Raw genomic sequence first — 15,012 nt, 5'->3', positions numbered from 1 at the left:
TCATTATTTACAGGCTGAATCGCCGGGGAGAGGGAGGCAGTAAAAATGGCAAAACCTTTAAAGGTTGATGATGTATGGCTGGATCGGATCGCAGGATTGCTAGATGAAATGGAATTCGGATCGCTCAACATTGTCGTCCATGAAGGACAAATCGTCCAAGTGGAGCGCACAGAGCGGAAGCGGTACGAAATAGGGGCTTCCAGTTCTGCCAAATCCTCGGGGAATTCACGGAATGCAGCCAGAGCTTTGCGGCAGTCAGGAACGAGATAACTCGGCATTGAATTGGTTTTTGAAAGTATGAGATTAAGAATAAATAAATACAACCCTGAATTACAACCCCGAACCCAAGTGATTTTCGAGGCCTTTAAGACCCGGAAAAAACTTGAACATCGGGGTTGTTTCATAGTACATCTCCATTTACGACATGTTCATTTAAGGTGATGAGGCGTATCCGGATTCCGTACAGTATCACTTTCGGAGTCCGGCAGTCCGGCAAGCTGTGCTTCCAGGGAGGCAAGCTCCGCCGCTTCGAAATAATGCCCCGCGAAGGGCCGGGATTTACGCGGCTTGTTTTTGCTGAATCGAAAGCCCGCCAGAAAGAGCAGCAGCTGCAATGTGAACACGTATGGCGCCCATTGCAGGCCTGTCATATGAAGCAGAGCCGCCAAAGCGATGATGACGGCCAGCCAGCGCTGGAGCAGAGAGCTTGACGTTTCTCTGCGCCCTCCCCGGAGAAAGGGATACAACAGCAGCAAGGCGAACAGACAAGACAGGAAGCGAGACCAAATATATAAAGCGGCCGCCGGATCGCTCGTTAGAACCGGAAGCTGGTACAGGGAGCCGATGAACCAAAGGACGAGCAGAAATAAGCACGTTGTAAATACGAAAGGCAGCGTGTGGAGAATTTGCTGCCATAAAGACCATCCCCATCCGGGTTTCTCCATACGGTTAAGCAGCATATGGCGCTCATCCTCCAGACGCTCGGTTTCACGTTCCAGCGACCTTAACAGCAGGGTAAGACGGGTCATATCCCCCTCGTTCATCGTATAGGCTGTAACTTGTGCTGATAAATCGTCTGTAGCATACGGTGCAGCTTTACAAGCCAACAATCGATCAACCAAAAGCGCATGCTCCTGAGGAGAAGATTTGCCGCTGCCTCCGACTTCACGAAGCAGTCCCCCTATAGCAGCGGTGTAGAGTTCCAGGCTTCGGTGTAGCCGTTCCAGCCGCAGGTTGTTTTTATATGTAGTTCTTTGCTTGGAGGCGCTGTATTGCCATATGAACAGTATGAGCGCTGCGGCAACGATCATAGCGATTGGGTTATGCAGATGAAGTGACGCTATCCATTCAGAAAGTGACAACTGTACCACCCTTTCGATATTCCTCATTCCACTATTGCATACGTCAGGTGCGTTTTTCAAGCGGCAGATTTGGAAAACAACGAAGCGCAATTTTTTTGCAAATCAAGATCCTCCTAAAGTGGGTATATAGAGAGCACTACCTTACTTTTGGGGGGATTTACATGGTTATTGGAAAAATCGCGCTGAAAATATTTATCGGCTTCGTTGGGCTGTGGGTGCTGACACGCCTGCTCGGGAAGAAGGAAATTTCCCAGCTTACGCCGTTCGATTTTGTTTCCTCCGTTATGCTGAGCGACCTGGTCGGGGAGACGATATATGCCGAAGACATCAATTATTCGGAATTGATCTTTGCATTGTTTTTATGGGGAGCCTTGTCCTTTGTATTTGAAAAAATATCGCAGAAGGTGAAGCGGGCCCGCGGCTTCCTGGACGGGAAGCCGTCCATCATCATCCGCGACGGCAAGGTGGATCTCCGGCATATGCGTCAAAACGGACTGGACTTCGATCAGCTGCGTATGCTGCTTAGACAGCATGAAGTCTTCTTCATAAGCGAGGTCGCTTATGCTATATTTGAACCTAACGGAACGCTTAGCGTGATGAAGAGGCCGCAGGAGGAAGCGATCAAGCGTAAGGACCTCGGCTTGGACACCTTCAATGAGAAGGCGTGCCTCTCTTACTGCCTGGTAGAGAACGGCGTGGTCGACCACACAAGCCTGCAAATGATCGGCAAAGACGAAGCCTGGCTGCAGCGGCTGCTGGAGAAGAGCGGTTATGAGCGGTTGGAGGACGTGGCCTATGCGGAGTGGAAGGAAGACGAGGACCTTTATGTGGTGCCGCAGCAGCGGAACGGAAGGGAGAATTAGAGTGGAGCGGGAGCAAGTTCGTGTAGTAAGGGAGATTCCGGATGCTGGAGATTATGCGGCCCTAAGAAGCCAAGCGGGTTTAAGCCCGCGAAGCGAGCAGGGAATCAGGGTCGGCTTGGGCAACTCTCTTTTTGCGGTATGCTTGTATGCTGAAAATGAGCTCATCGGCATGGGAAGAGTTGTAGGCGATGGGGGCTGTTTTCTGCAAATCGTGGATATCGCCGTGCGTCCGGATTATCAGGGGCAAGGGCTTGGAAGGCTCGTCATGGACGAGATCATGGCCTATCTGGCTAGAGAGGCGCCGCCGGAAGCCTATGTCAGCCTCATTGCCGATCAGCCGGCAGACAGGCTGTATTTGAAATATGGCTTCCAGTACACGGCCCCGGCGTCTCTCGGGATGTATTTGAGAATATCACAATAGCGCAGCATGAGCTGAGCTTGTTGCATGATCCCCTGAACTCATAAATAAAGGAGATGTCTGTTTGACTGCCACTGTCATTGAAATTTTGTTGATTGCCATCCTGGCCGGAATTGTAGGCTCCATTCTTGGTCTTGGTGGTGGAATCGTCGTTACTCCGGCACTGACACTGCTGTTCGGCGTGGAAATTAACCATGCGATCGGAGCCAGTCTGATTTCGGTTATCGCGACTTCCAGCGGCTCGGCCGTAGCCTACATAAGGGACCGAATCACGAATGTGAGGGTAGGCATGTTCCTGGAAATTGCCACGACGGTAGGGGCGATTACGGGAGCGTTTCTCGCGGCGTTAATTGCACCGAATTTCTTGTATTACATTTTTGCCCTGCTGCTATTGTATTCGGCTTATGCGATGGTGAAGAAGGGCAAGGAGGAAATCCCCGTGAACGTCCCGCAGCATCCCGTGGCAGAGAAGCTGGGGCTTGGCGGAGAGTACTATGATAAAGCGCTTGGCAAAAATATTACCTATAACGTGGACCGGGTGTACGAAGGTTTTGGCGTCATGTACGGCGCCGGCGTAGTATCCGGACTGCTCGGCATCGGCAGCGGAAGCTTCAAGGTGATGGCGATGGACGTTTTTATGAAAATGCCGCTTAAAGTATCGACGGCGACGAGCAACTTCATGATGGGGGTCACCGCCGCGGCTAGTGCGGGAATCTATTTTTTGCGCGGCGATATCATTCCTGTCATTTCGGCCCCGGTGGCTCTCGGTGTGTTGATCGGAGCGACAATCGGAGCCAGGATCATGCAGCGGATGAAAAGCAAAACGATCCGCAAGCTGTTCATTCCGATTATGATCTACGTAGCCTGTCAAATGATCTATCAAGGATGGGGGGCATAACCAATGGCGGAGCAACAACAAGCAAGCCGTCAGGACCGGGCGGCAGAGGTCGAAATCGCCATCAGCAAAATGCTGCGGATCGGCATCGTGCTGGCCGGCCTCGTGATCGTCGTCGGACTGGTTCTGTTTCTCGTTACCGGGGACAGCGGTTATCCCGGGGATACCTTCCCGACGAGCCTGCCGGAAATTCTCCGAGGCATAGTGGAGTTGAAGTCCGTAGCCATTATCGAAGCTGGCTTGATCCTGCTCATCCTGACTCCGGTATTCCGCGTCTTCGTCTCGATGTTCGCGTTCATCCATGAGAAGGACTACCGCTTCGTGCTAATTTCGGTTCTTGTCCTGATCATTCTGGCCCTTAGCTTTGCGCTCGGCAAGGTCGGTACCTGACTTGGTTTGGGATAGCTTAACAGCTTAACATCCTGATCTAATGCTGGGCTAAATTGGGCTGGGCTAAATTTTGGTTAAGCGGATCTTACTTCTTAAGGCTGGCACGGCTTAGCATCTTGACCTAGATATTGACCTAGATCTTAACCTAGAGCAGTTTAATACCCTGATCTAGCGCGGCTTAACAAAACTAAAGCAGCTTAGTTTCTTGATTCAGCAGCTTAACTTTTAAGCCTTAAGCAGTTTAATTTTATGGTTCTAGCCCAGCTTTAGCTTTATGCAATCAGCAGTCTAACTCTTGATTACGCCCAGTTTTAGCGTTATATACATCAGCTTTAGGCACAAAGCCACTTCCGCAAAGCGGGAGACTGACTTTTTCTCGCGATCGAGGGCGTAGTCAGCTCCTATGCGCCTGGAAGAGGCTTTTTTTGTTGTCCGGGCCGCCGACAACGTTTGATCCGAGGCGGTTTGTGATAATTATAATAGAAAGCACCATCAAAACCAGAAGAGAGAAGGCGTTCGGAATGAAAATTGTCATTTACGGCAGTACAGGCACGATCGGCAAGGCCATTTTGGCGGAGGCGCTGCGGCGCGGACATGAAGTGACTGCCGTAGTACGCAATACATCTAAGCTTGGGGATGAGGCGGGGCAGGAGCGGCTTCATCTGCTGACCGGAGATATTCTAATGCCTGAATCGATTGCACAGGCTGTGGAGGGGAAGGACCTTGTCATTAGCGCCTACGGCCCGCAGTTTGGACAGGAGGACGAGCTGCCGGAAGCGGCCCGGTCTTTGGTGGAGGGCGTAAAGCGGGGAGGCGTTCGCCGTTTGATCGTCGTGGGCGGAGCCGGGGGGCTGGAAACGGAGTCCGGCGTTCAACTGATGGATACCCCGGAGTTTCCAGAGGAGATCCGTCCTTTGGCGAGAGCGCATGAGGAGGCTTACCACGTTTACAAAGCCACCGATTTGCTGTGGACGGTGTTAAGTCCGGCGGCTGTCATCGAGCCGGGAAAACGCACGGGACAATTCCGAATCGGCCTCAATCGTTTAGTTACGGACGAAAGGGATCAGAGCCGCATTTCGGTCGAAGATTATGCTGTCGCCCTGTTGGATGAAGCCGAAGACCCGCAGTTTCCCGAGGCGAGGTTTACGGTTGCGTATTAGTCTGGAATAGAGATGTTGAAATGAATGGAACAAGTAAATCCGGGCAGGTAAAGAGACCGTACATGTTGGGATGATCAGGGATTGGCAGGAAGGCGTGTCCAACATTATGATGTAAGCAATAAAGCAGAATGTCGCGGACATGCTTATGATGAATAGCAATAAAGCAGGATGTCGCAGACATGCTTATGGTGAATCGTAATAAAGCAAGATGCTGCTGGCATGCTTATGGTGAATCGCGATAAAGCAAGATGCGGCTGGCATACTTATGATGAATATAGCAATAAAGCAGTAGCAGGCTAGCAAGCGAGGGGGGGGGAATATGCAATGCAATTGGTCACTTCGGAGCAAATGAGGGAGATCGATCAGTACACAATACAGATGTTGGGCATCCCGGCAATGGTTTTAATGGAAAACGCCGGGCGAGCCATTGCCGAGGAGGTGTTGTCCTATTGCCGCGCTAAAAGCCTGCGTACAGCCGAATGCCGTCATCCGGGGCAGTACCCTGCATGGGGATGGAATGGGCAGAAGCGCCCGGCGTATGCCAAGGATGCCATGCAAGCTTCCCAAGCTACCCGGGAGGAGATCCGCTCGGATACAGGCGATAGAGAGGCGCTGGCCGGGGAACGTTGGCTGATCTTGATCGGCAAAGGCAACAACGGGGGGGACGGGCTGGTCTGTGCCCGTCATTTGGCGGACGCGGGCGTTGACGTCCGCCTGCTCTATGCGGAGCCGCCGGAATCGCTTCGCGGAGATGCGGCGGCGCAGCACGCGATCGCGGAAAGGCTGGGCCTGCCGCGATCGGTATACACGCCCGGTGAAGCCGGGACATTCTCCGGCTTCACCGGGATCGTGGACGCGCTGCTCGGCACGGGCGCGAAAGGGGCCCCGCGAGGGACTTACGCTTCCCTGATCCGCGAAGCGAATGGAAGCGGTCTGCCGATCATCGCGGCAGACATCCCGAGCGGCCTTGACGCCGATACAGGCGGCCTGCACGACCCGTGCATCCGGGCCCGGAAGACGGTCAGCCTAGCCTTCATGAAGGCGGGGCTGTCCCAATATCCGGGAGCAGAGGCAGCAGGGGAGGTCATGGTGCGCTATATCGGCATTCCCACTGATCTGCCTCCGCATGTGAGCGGGGCAGGGCAGCTGTTGACCGAGGCGACGCTGTGGAGCGAGCTTGGGGTTAGCGTGGACCGTCCCCGCCAGGCGGACGGCCACAAGGGCACGTACGGGCACGTGCTGCTGGCCGCAGGCAGCCTGCCGATGAGCGGCGCTGCGCTGCTCTCGGCCAAGGCCGCGCTGCGCGCCGGCTGTGGGCTGGCCACGTGGGCGCTGCCCGCGGCGTTGCTGCCGCACACGGCAGGCGCCGTGCCCGAGCTCATGGCCGCCCCGGTTCCCGACGACGGGAACGGGGCGTGGAGCGAGGGCGCCGCAGACGAAGTGCTGCGGCTCATGCAGGCGCGCGATGTGCTCGCCGTCGGCCCGGGGCTGGGCCGCTTCCCGGGCGAGGCGGGCTTCCTGCGCGCCCTGTGGGAGGGCATCCCCCGTCCACTTGTCGTGGACGCGGATGCCCTGAACATCCTCGCTGCGGCCGGAGGCCTGGCAGCGTGGCAGCGCCGGGACGCGGCGACGGTGCTGACGCCGCATCCCGGCGAAATGGCCCGGCTCGCCGGGCTGAGCACGGCCGAGGTCCAGCGGGACCGCCTCGGCCTGGCGCGCCGCTTCGCCGCGCAGCACGGCGTGACGCTGGTGCTCAAAGGGGCCCGCACAGTCGTTGCGGACCCTGGCGGCCGCGTCTACGTCAACACCACCGGTCACCCCGGGATGGCGACCGGAGGCAGCGGCGATGTGCTCACGGGCATCATCGCCTCGCTGCTGGCCCAAGGCCTCAGCGGGATTCAAGCCGCTGCGCTCGGCGTCTACCTGCACGGCCTGGCCGGAGAGCGCGCCGCCTCGGCGCGGTGGTCATCCGGCTCCCTGATTGCCGGAGACATCATCGAGGCGCTGTAGCGCTTGTTGGCTTTGGTGTATGCTGCGGATGCATCGAAAGCTGCCTGTGGTGGTACGCGGCCGCCAGAGCCTTTCGTTCGTGGAACGCCTACTTGTGCTGTACCCCCGACTCGCGCTCGCGATACGCCCGCGTAAGCAGCTCCCGGCCCTGGGCATGCCGCGAACTAAACAGCAGCCCACGGCTCGCCGTATGAACACGCGAGCAACTCGCTGCCCACGGCCTGCCGCCTTAAGCGTCCCCGACTCACAATACGTCGACGCAAGCAATTCTTCGCTGGTGGCAGGCAGCCTTATGCAGCCCACGGGCCTCAATTAATATGGCCAACGCAGGCAGCTCTTGGCTTGGTGCACAGCTAGCAAGCAGCTTAAGGCCAAGGTACGGCATCGCAAGTTTGTTTTCAGCCACGGCTTTTACTGCCCGGTGTGAGGCCTCCAGCTCGCAGTATCTGGCCTCCACGATGGTGGCCGTGGCCAACCCCAGTGAAATGCTGCAACTCTACGTCGTGACCATTGCTCCGCCGTTCACATGCACAACTTCTCCTGTAACGTAGCTGGCATCGTCGCTGGCCAGATATACGTAAGCTGGAGCCAGTTCATACGGCTGGGCGGCCCGTTTAATCGGTGCGTCTGTACCAAAGACAGCCACTTCCTCCGCACTGAAGCTGGAGGCAATAAGCGGCGTCCAGGTCGAACCCGGGGCTACGGCATTGACGCGAATGCCGCAGTCGATAAGTGAGAGCGATAGGGAGCGGGTGAAGGAGACGATCGCTCCTTTTGTGGAGGAATAGTCGATAAGTGTTTTATGACCCTGGTAAGCCGTGATGGAGGCGGTGTTGATAATCGAGCTTCCTTCGCACAAATGGGGCAGTGCGGCCTGAACCATGAAGAAAAACGGGAATATGTTCGTTTGGAACGTCTGATACAGCTGCTGCTCCGAAATATCGGCGATACTTTGCTGAGGGTATTGTACGCCATGATTATTGACGAGGATATCGAGACGGCCGAATGTACGTATAGTCTCATGAACGACGGCTTCGCAGTTTTGCTTGTACCGGAGATCGATTTTGATAGGGAGGCAGCGCTGGCCGTGCGCTTCAACGCGGGCTTTCGTTTCCAGGGCGTCTGACGTTTCCCATAAATAGGGGATCACGACGTCGGCTCCTTCTTTGGCAAAAGCGATCGAGACGGCCCGGCCGATACCGCTGTCACCTCCTGTAATAATGGCAACTTTGCCCTTCAGCTTACAACTGCCGTGATAATTTGGATTTTCGGAGATCGGTCTCGGGTTCATCAGGCTTTCCAAGCCAGGCTGAAAAGGCTGGTGTTGGGGCGGAAAAGCGATGGGCTGTTCTTTACATACAGTCTCTTTGACGAAATAGGGATAGACGGGGTTCCCGTGCTTTGTAAAAAGAGGATGCATTTGAGGTGCCGGTGCGCCGGAATATATGGGGTTCATCTTGCTTGCAATATTCAAAATAAAAACCTCCAGATCATCATATTTCAACTGAAGTATAAATATGCGAATGCCTAGATGAACGTGCTGGTGATTGACTTTTACTTAAAATATTGATAGCATTTTTTTGAAAGTAGAGTGATTTAATCGGAATTGCGTGCCCGGACATTGTAGCGCAGCGCCATTACGGTTTTCAGTGTTTGCTGCTGGGCATGAACCAGTTAAATCGTACGATACTGGATAACAGCACGGTTTAAAATAGCGAGTGAATACGAAACTAGTAAAGGAGAATATAGATTATGCCTAAAGTTACGATTGTAAACGGCAGTCCAACGCCCGGCTCGCGGTTGACAGCGATGATTGAGCTGGCGGATCAGCTGCTGCAGGAGCAAGGCTTTGAGGTTAACCATGTCAATGTGGGCGAGCTTCCTCCAGAGGATCTCATTCATACGAAGTTCGAGAGCGAAGCGATCGTGAAGGCGAACGGGCTTGTGGCCGAAGCGGATGCCGTCATTATTGCCAGTCCGGTGTACAAAGCATCTTATACGGGAGTGCTGAAGACGTTCCTGGATCTTGTCCCGCAAAAAGGCCTGGCCGGCAAAATCATTCTGCCGCTCTTTATCGGCGGAAGCCTCGCGCATCTGCTGTCGATCGACTATTCGCTCAAACCGGTGTTATCATCGCTTGGGGCGCGGCATATTTTGGGCGGGGTATACGCGGTAGATGCTTATATCGCCCGTACGGAACAAGGCGGCTTCGAGATCAGCGAGGAGTTGATTACACGGCTGGAGGAAAATGTGACCGAACTGGCTGAAGAGACCAAACGGCGCATCCAATATGCGGCCTTGAAGTAATTCCAGCAAGCTAAAGTTAGAAAAGCTCTAAATCATTCGTAATGAACGATTTAGAGCTTTTTTTAAGTCTGTTGAAACTCGTCAATAAGGCAATAGTGCAGTATTCCAGTATTCTCCGACGTTATTTGACGATGAAGAAATTCGGATGAGTTCCTGCATTTTCGGCTCGGTCTTTTAAAAATGGAGTCTACCCCAACAAGAATGCGGTTTTTTTATATTGCAGCGCTTTGTTTCATTAATTCAGCACATTGATTGTTGGACCGATGGTTTGTTAGATATGGTTAGATCGTTGGTGGCGGCTATCCATCCCCTGGTTTTACTAGGTAATTAAAAAAGTAATGTATTTTATACAGCTAGTTAAGCACTTTTTAAAAAAATACATGCGTCAACTGGAAAACGTGCAGTTAGTTTATCTGAACGGAGCTAATTCTTCGAAATAGCTTAGAATAAATGTAGGTTTTGCAGTTAGTTCCCTCTAAAAGGCCAAAACCGATGAGCTAACTGCATGAAATACATTTAAATAGCTTATCCTGACAATCTGCGGAACTCCTCAAGCAAACGGAACGCCTCAAGCACACGAACTCCTCAAGCAAACGGAACGCCTCAAGCACACGGAGCTCCTCAAGCATAAAAACCACTCCGAGCCCTCACAGTCTTTTAACCCTTTTATTGCTTCACGGACTCCACCTTGACGACAGGGATGCGTATGATTTGTCCCGCAGGCTGGCCAACGATGATGGAGTCATCAGGCGAGCCGATGTACTGCTCTTCGGTGGTTTCGCTTTGCTGGGATTCCATATACAGCTCGGTGTAATGCGTGAAGCGTCCGGTGACCGTGGCTTCTCCTTCGTAGAAGGTGAAATCGCCCTGCAGCATGACATAGCTATTCTCCCCAAAAGCGAGCACTTCTCCGGTTCCCGGGGACGCAACGGTGCTGGTGAAACGGACAAGGGTGCCGGGATAGAGGGCGACATTGTCGGCGGAAATATCTACATAAGTTTGCTTGACTCCGGTAAACTCAAAGTGATCGCCGTAGCGGACATATATGGCCGTTTCGCCCTCGCCCTCACCGTGCGGGTTCACGACATGCAGCGTATCGTCATACTGAACAATCAAGTCGTCCGCTTCGATCGAAAACATCACCCTAATACGATCCTCCAGCACTTCGAAAGCAGTATACAGTCTCTCACGCGCCGCCGAGTCCGATTCGATGACCACAACGGGGATGGTCGAACTGCTTAAAATCGGGTCAATACGCAGGCTGCGGATTTCGGCATGGGGAGCCAAGTCGCGATTCGATAAAATTTGCACGCCTTCCTCGCTGTTCATCCGGCCAAAAAACAATTGGTTGCCCGCATCAGTCGCGGCGACGTAAACGTTCGAGCCGAATTTTTTCGTGCCCCCGGAAAAATGCTTATAACCTTCCCCATCACCGTGAACCGGCAGCAGACGCACCGGCTCGGCGGCTGTCCAGGCCAGCTCGGTCGCGCGGATTTCCGCTTTGGTATCCTGGTAATTGCCGAGCGCTGTATACAGGTCAATCGCTTCCTGATAGTTTCCGCTGGCCGTGCTTTTTTTGGCGGAGCGGAGCAGTTTGGCAATCCCGTCTTTGGCATAGGCCAACACTTTGGAGCGCGGGCTCGCGGAGCTGGCGAACGTTTCGAATTGGCGGGAATGCAGGGCAAAGGCAGCGTAATCCTTGTTGTCCCATTCTTTTTTCAGCAATGAATCCATCAATTCGTTCGTCCTGGCTATAACCCAAGGCGCCTCGTGCTCATGGGCCTCATACTGCTTCACCATGGACGAAGCGTTCTGCAGCATGGCCTCGATATATCCGCTCGCCGCAATCCGCTCCAGTTTGGCTTCATCATATTGCTTGAAAACCGCATTCAGTTCATCGAGCCACTGCTGCTGCGTTCCGAAAAAATGGGCGGGCATGCGCAGCAGCTTCCATTTGAATGACTCATCGTCATATTTGCCGTTCGCTAAATTGCGCTCCGGTTCCTCCAGCAGCGTATTGCGGAACTGTTTGAAATAATCCATGAAGCTATGGGAAATGCCGAACTGCTCAGAGACCTGTTTGTAGTACTCGCTATACTCGCTGTAAGGCCCTTCGGGCGTCATATAGCTGCCGCGGACTTGCTGCAGGTCGGCATATGCGCTCATCAGACGCTCGAAATCGTCTCTCCGCGCAGCCGCGGATGCTTGGTCCAGAATATCGGACAGGTTTTCTTTCATCGCCGTAATCGGCGCGAGCTCTTCCAGCCGGGAGGCGATAAGCTCTTCTTTATAGCGAATCGTCTTGTTGTTCCGCGCTTTCTGGTATAAAGTCTCGGCGTCGAGCAGATTTTTTTCCTCATATAAGGCTTCCGCTTGCTGAATCGTGTTCAGTTTTTTGGAAATTCCTATTCCTTTGTATAAAAGCAGCGGAATCGTTAATACACATAATAAAATGAGCAGATGGTGCAGGGTTAACCATTTTTTATACGTCATGTATGTCAGACCTCGGCTTTATTTGTTGAAAATCGGCATCCCATTGGTATTTCTCCTCATAGATCCGCGCTGCCTCCGCTTTTAATGCGCCCCAGTTCAAATCGGGGTTCTCTGTGACGATCCGGTACAGCCGGAGGAACCGGTCTTTGGGCAGCTTGCGGGCATAACGGGCCAGGAAGCTTGCATAGGCCAGCACATAGCGCTTCATTCTCACCGCTGCACCCGCTACACCGGCAAGAATGTCATCCCCGTGTTCCATCGCCGCAATTTTTTGCTCGTATTTGATGACATATTGAAAGGTCCGGTCTTTGATGAGCTCCCGCTTGATTTTGGCAAGCTCACCAATGTAGGCGGCCAGCTCGGGATCGAAATCCGCGAGCAGCAGCGGTTCCAGCTCCAGATCCATATCCTTGCGCAGCACAAGGGATTGCAGCAGGAGAATTTGCACCTTGCGAATATGGTCGTTGCGAATGAGTACGGCGACCTCGCGCATCAATTCGTAGGAACGGGCCTCGTTCTCCTGCGCCGCAGCGATCTCGAGATTGCGTACGAGGCCGCTTGTGATGCGCTCCCGGTCGCGGACGAACATTTTGCTTAGCTCGATGGAGGTCCGGCTCGCCAGCGCTTTGCGCTGCACGACAAGAAGCAGGGTGATCATGGCAATCCCGGATGCCGCCGAAATGGCGATGAGCTGAAAGGTAGGACTGAACACGACCGCGATCAGCGTCAGCAGCAGGACCAGCAGCAGATCACTGCTCAGAGAACGCTTGGCCGCTTTATGTGCCAGCTCCTGAACCGAAGTAAGGGCAGGCTTGCCGCAGGTCGTACACTTCTCCTCCCGGAGCGCGGTATAGTTATGGCAATTTTTACAGCATCTTAACTTTTCATAGACATATTTCGTCTTTATTGGAGGGCGCAGTACGATATTCTTCTTCTTATTCATGGCACACTCTCTTCATGGTTAATAAGCTGCAGCAGCTGCGTTTCTATTTCTTCTGGGGCGATAATATGGTCTTTACGCGTATAATAGAATATGGACTTCACAATAGTGAATAGAAACAAAAGGGTCAGGCATCCGTATGTAACCATACACAGGTTCCTTTCGTAATTGAATTATGAAGGTATTAATTATATCATATGAACAACGATTAGCTTGGTAGATTTTGACGAAGGATCAAAGCTAATTTTCACAACGTCTTAACCTTTTTTTAATGAATATTGATTACAATGATTAAAGATTATAGTGCAATTATACTATTTGAAATTAAAATAAAGGAGCACAATTATGCAGCAGCGTTATAAGCAGTCTTTACGTATATTAACGGCTTTCATAGTCTTTTGGTTACTCATGTCTACGCTGGGCTCTGAGATTTACGGGGCGGCGCCGGCAGCGCAGGGGGGGCAGCCCGGCTCACGAATCGATGCGGTGCTCGTCATCGACGTCAGCAACTCCATGAAGACGAGCGACTCGAATAAAGTCGGCAACGAGGCGATGAAGATGTTCATCGACATGTTGTCCGCGCAGGGGGACAAGGTAGGCATTATCGCCTATACGGACAAAGTCCAGCGGGAGAAGGCGCTGCTTGAGATCAAAACCCCCGGGGATAAGCAGGATTTGAAGGATTTCATCGACGGCCTCGACAGGGGGCCATACACCGATATCGCAGTGGGGATCAAGGAAGCGGTCAAGGTGCTGCAAAAAGGCTCCGACCCAAGCCACGAGCCGATGATCGTCCTGCTTGCGGACGGCAACAATGATTTCAACAAAAGCTCCGGGCGTACGCAGAGCGCCTCCGACCAGGAGCTGAATCAAGCGGTTGAGGAAGCGAAGGCCGCCGGCATTCCGATCTATACGATCGGGCTGAATGCCGATGGCAAGCTGAACAAGGCGCCGCTCGAGGATCTGGCGAACCAGACGGCCGCCAAGTCCTTCTCGACCAGCACGGCGGATGACCTTCCGCGCATACTTAGCGAAATATTCGCCAGCCACCTGAAGCTGAAGATCGTGCCGATCCAGAGCATGACCGGTACCGGCAGCTTCCAGGAGGTTACGGTCAACGTGCCGAATGCGAACGTGCTCGAGGCGAACATTTCGATCATATCGGCACAGCCGGTCGAGACGGAGCTGGTGAACCCCGCCGGGGACAAAGTGGCCGTTCCGTCAAATGATGTGCTGCTGTCGAAGTCGAAGAGCTATTCCCTCATTAAGATGCTAAGTCCGTCCGAGGGCGATTGGAAGCTGCGGGTCAAGGGGGCGTCCAAGGATAAAATCGACATTAATCTTATCTTCAACTACGACCTGGAGCTGGAGATGGAGCCGATTGCGGCGGGAAGCCATAAGCGCGGCGATAAGGTGCAGATCGGAGCGTATCTGACGAGCAACGGCCAGAAGCTGCAAACCGCCGAGCTGTACAAAAATATGAACGCCGTGCTGCTCGCGAAGGATCTGGACAGCGGCCAGACGGAAGAAATCAAGCTGAACAACACGGGCGATAAATTCGAGGGGACGTTCGAAATTCCCGAAGCCCATGATTACGAGCTGAAGATCCGCGCTGAGGAGCGCAGCTTCTACCGGGAGTCCGAGCCGGTGACGATTAGCGCCAAAGCTGCTTCCGGGGGTGCTGGGGCAACCAAACCGACAACGCCGGCAGCCCCCGAGGCGGAGAAAGAGAAGCCGTTTCCGTGGCTTACCGTCGTCATCTCGGCCATAGCCGCAGCTGTTCTCGCGGCAGCCGCTTACTTCATTGCGGCGGCCGTGAAGAAGGCGAACCGCGGCTTCGTTGGGCAAATCGTCATTGAAATCCGCGATGAAAATACGCACGAGAAGTCGTTCCCGCAATATAAGAAATTGACCGCCTTCAAGGGCAAGTTCAATTTGCATCAGCTGCTGCAGCTTGCGCCGGAGCTGAAGGAGACGGAGAAAGTCGTCTTTACCCCGGCGAAGGGAGACCGGATCACGCTGCGCAACGGTTCGGCTGTTCCGGTTGAGAAGTCCGGACGGGTCGTGGATGCGAGCGCGGGACTGGAGCTGAAGAGCGGGGACCGGATTACGCTGCCGCTGCAGCAGATCGATAAGACCATTTTCATAGAGTACCTGGTATAATTTTGAGGGGGA

At 53.7% G+C, this 15,012-nt stretch carries 14 protein-coding genes; 9 read left to right on the top strand and 5 right to left on the bottom strand.

All coding sequences use genetic code 11. The features are described 5' to 3' along the window. The first annotated feature begins 45 nt into the window (after positions 1-45). Positions 46-270, top strand: coding sequence for a YezD family protein (locus tag G358_RS0101170; protein WP_019635367.1), 225 nt, complete (start codon positions 46-48; stop codon positions 268-270). Between the two features lie 158 nt (positions 271-428). Here G358_RS0101170 and G358_RS0101165 read toward each other — a convergent pair whose 3' ends face one another. Continuing rightward, positions 429-1,361: a hypothetical protein gene (locus tag G358_RS0101165; RefSeq protein WP_033403663.1), complete on the bottom strand. Its 933-nt coding sequence runs from the start codon at positions 1,359-1,361 to the stop codon at positions 429-431. Positions 1,362-1,522: 161 nt separating this feature from the next. Between G358_RS0101165 and G358_RS0101160 the strand changes: the two genes are divergently transcribed. The 6 genes from G358_RS0101160 to G358_RS0101135 all read left to right on the top strand — a co-directional run bounded on the left by G358_RS0101160 (position 1,523) and on the right by G358_RS0101135 (position 7,097). Beyond that, complete coding sequence (locus tag G358_RS0101160; RefSeq protein ID WP_019635365.1) at positions 1,523-2,224, top strand: DUF421 domain-containing protein; 702 nt, start codon at positions 1,523-1,525, stop codon at positions 2,222-2,224. Beyond that, the gene (locus G358_RS0101155; protein ID WP_051107622.1) at positions 2,187-2,645 is read left to right on the top strand and encodes a GNAT family N-acetyltransferase; all 459 of its coding nucleotides are present in this window, start codon (positions 2,187-2,189) and stop codon (positions 2,643-2,645) included. The genes G358_RS0101160 and G358_RS0101155 overlap by 38 nt, the downstream gene beginning before the upstream one ends. 61 nt (positions 2,646-2,706) lie before the next feature. Continuing rightward, positions 2,707-3,540, top strand: a complete 834-nt coding sequence (locus G358_RS0101150) for a sulfite exporter TauE/SafE family protein (RefSeq protein WP_019635363.1) — start codon at positions 2,707-2,709, stop codon at positions 3,538-3,540. A 3-nt stretch (positions 3,541-3,543) separates the two neighbouring features. Further along, a complete protein-coding gene (locus tag G358_RS0101145; RefSeq protein ID WP_019635362.1) occupies positions 3,544-3,927 on the top strand; it encodes a DUF1634 domain-containing protein in 384 nt (127 codons plus the stop codon). Between the two features lie 521 nt (positions 3,928-4,448). Further along, positions 4,449-5,087: an NAD(P)-dependent oxidoreductase gene (locus G358_RS0101140; RefSeq protein ID WP_026341988.1), complete on the top strand. Its 639-nt coding sequence runs from the start codon at positions 4,449-4,451 to the stop codon at positions 5,085-5,087. 324 nt (positions 5,088-5,411) lie between these two features. Beyond that, the gene (locus G358_RS0101135) at positions 5,412-7,097 is read left to right on the top strand and encodes a bifunctional ADP-dependent NAD(P)H-hydrate dehydratase/NAD(P)H-hydrate epimerase (RefSeq protein WP_019635360.1); all 1,686 of its coding nucleotides are present in this window, start codon (positions 5,412-5,414) and stop codon (positions 7,095-7,097) included. Between the two features lie 244 nt (positions 7,098-7,341). Here the strand turns inward: G358_RS0101135 and G358_RS32820 are convergent, their stop codons facing one another. Both G358_RS32820 and G358_RS0101130 read right to left on the bottom strand, forming a co-directional pair. Further along, a complete protein-coding gene (locus G358_RS32820; RefSeq protein WP_157274220.1) occupies positions 7,342-7,503 on the bottom strand; it encodes a hypothetical protein in 162 nt (53 codons plus the stop codon). A gap of 90 nt (positions 7,504-7,593) precedes the next feature. After that, the gene (locus tag G358_RS0101130; RefSeq protein WP_026341987.1) at positions 7,594-8,517 is read right to left on the bottom strand and encodes an SDR family oxidoreductase; all 924 of its coding nucleotides are present in this window, start codon (positions 8,515-8,517) and stop codon (positions 7,594-7,596) included. Between the two features lie 332 nt (positions 8,518-8,849). On the opposite strand from G358_RS0101130, the gene ssuE reads away from it, so the two are divergent. Continuing rightward, complete coding sequence (gene ssuE, locus G358_RS0101125) at positions 8,850-9,404, top strand: NADPH-dependent FMN reductase (RefSeq protein WP_019635357.1); 555 nt, start codon at positions 8,850-8,852, stop codon at positions 9,402-9,404. Between the two features lie 666 nt (positions 9,405-10,070). Here the strand turns inward: ssuE and G358_RS0101120 are convergent. Continuing rightward, on the bottom strand, positions 10,071-11,897 hold the full coding sequence (locus G358_RS0101120) for a hypothetical protein (protein WP_019635356.1): 1,827 nt from the start codon (positions 11,895-11,897) through the stop codon (positions 10,071-10,073). Next, entirely contained in the window at positions 11,887-12,840 is a 954-nt protein-coding gene (locus G358_RS0101115; RefSeq protein ID WP_019635355.1) for a hypothetical protein, read from the bottom strand. Before G358_RS0101115 ends, G358_RS0101120 begins: the two co-directional genes overlap by 11 nt. Before the next feature lie 342 nt (positions 12,841-13,182). Here G358_RS0101115 and G358_RS0101105 point away from each other — a divergent pair, with 342 nt between their 5' ends. Continuing rightward, the gene (locus G358_RS0101105; protein WP_019635353.1) at positions 13,183-15,000 is read left to right on the top strand and encodes a vWA domain-containing protein; all 1,818 of its coding nucleotides are present in this window, start codon (positions 13,183-13,185) and stop codon (positions 14,998-15,000) included. The last annotated feature ends 12 nt before the right edge of the window (positions 15,001-15,012 follow it).

Source organism: Paenibacillus fonticola DSM 21315, assembly GCF_000381905.1.
Taxonomy (GTDB): Bacteria; Bacillota; Bacilli; order Paenibacillales; family Paenibacillaceae; genus Fontibacillus; species Fontibacillus fonticola.
The sequence above is the reverse complement of the archived record's forward strand: the minus strand, read 5'-3'. Positions and strand labels throughout refer to the sequence as shown.

Bases quoted from the DNA above. Each gene is read 5' to 3' on its own strand.
- G358_RS0101170 (WP_019635367.1), top strand. From the start codon at position 46: ATGGCAAAACCTTTAAAGGTTGATGATGTATGGCTGGATCGGATCGCA.
- G358_RS0101160 (WP_019635365.1), top strand. From the start codon at position 1,523: ATGGTTATTGGAAAAATCGCGCTGAAAATATTTATCGGCTTCGTTGGG.
- G358_RS0101155 (WP_051107622.1), top strand. From the start codon at position 2,187: ATGTGGTGCCGCAGCAGCGGAACGGAAGGGAGAATTAGAGTGGAGCGG.
- G358_RS0101145 (WP_019635362.1), top strand. From the start codon at position 3,544: ATGGCGGAGCAACAACAAGCAAGCCGTCAGGACCGGGCGGCAGAGGTC.
- G358_RS0101140 (WP_026341988.1), top strand. From the start codon at position 4,449: ATGAAAATTGTCATTTACGGCAGTACAGGCACGATCGGCAAGGCCATT.
- G358_RS0101135 (WP_019635360.1), top strand. From the start codon at position 5,412: ATGCAATTGGTCACTTCGGAGCAAATGAGGGAGATCGATCAGTACACA.
- G358_RS0101130 (WP_026341987.1), bottom strand. From the start codon at position 8,517: ATGCATCCTCTTTTTACAAAGCACGGGAACCCCGTCTATCCCTATTTC.
- ssuE (WP_019635357.1), top strand. From the start codon at position 8,850: ATGCCTAAAGTTACGATTGTAAACGGCAGTCCAACGCCCGGCTCGCGG.
- G358_RS0101120 (WP_019635356.1), bottom strand. From the start codon at position 11,897: ATGACGTATAAAAAATGGTTAACCCTGCACCATCTGCTCATTTTATTA.
- G358_RS0101115 (WP_019635355.1), bottom strand. From the start codon at position 12,840: ATGAATAAGAAGAAGAATATCGTACTGCGCCCTCCAATAAAGACGAAA.
- G358_RS0101105 (WP_019635353.1), top strand. From the start codon at position 13,183: ATGCAGCAGCGTTATAAGCAGTCTTTACGTATATTAACGGCTTTCATA.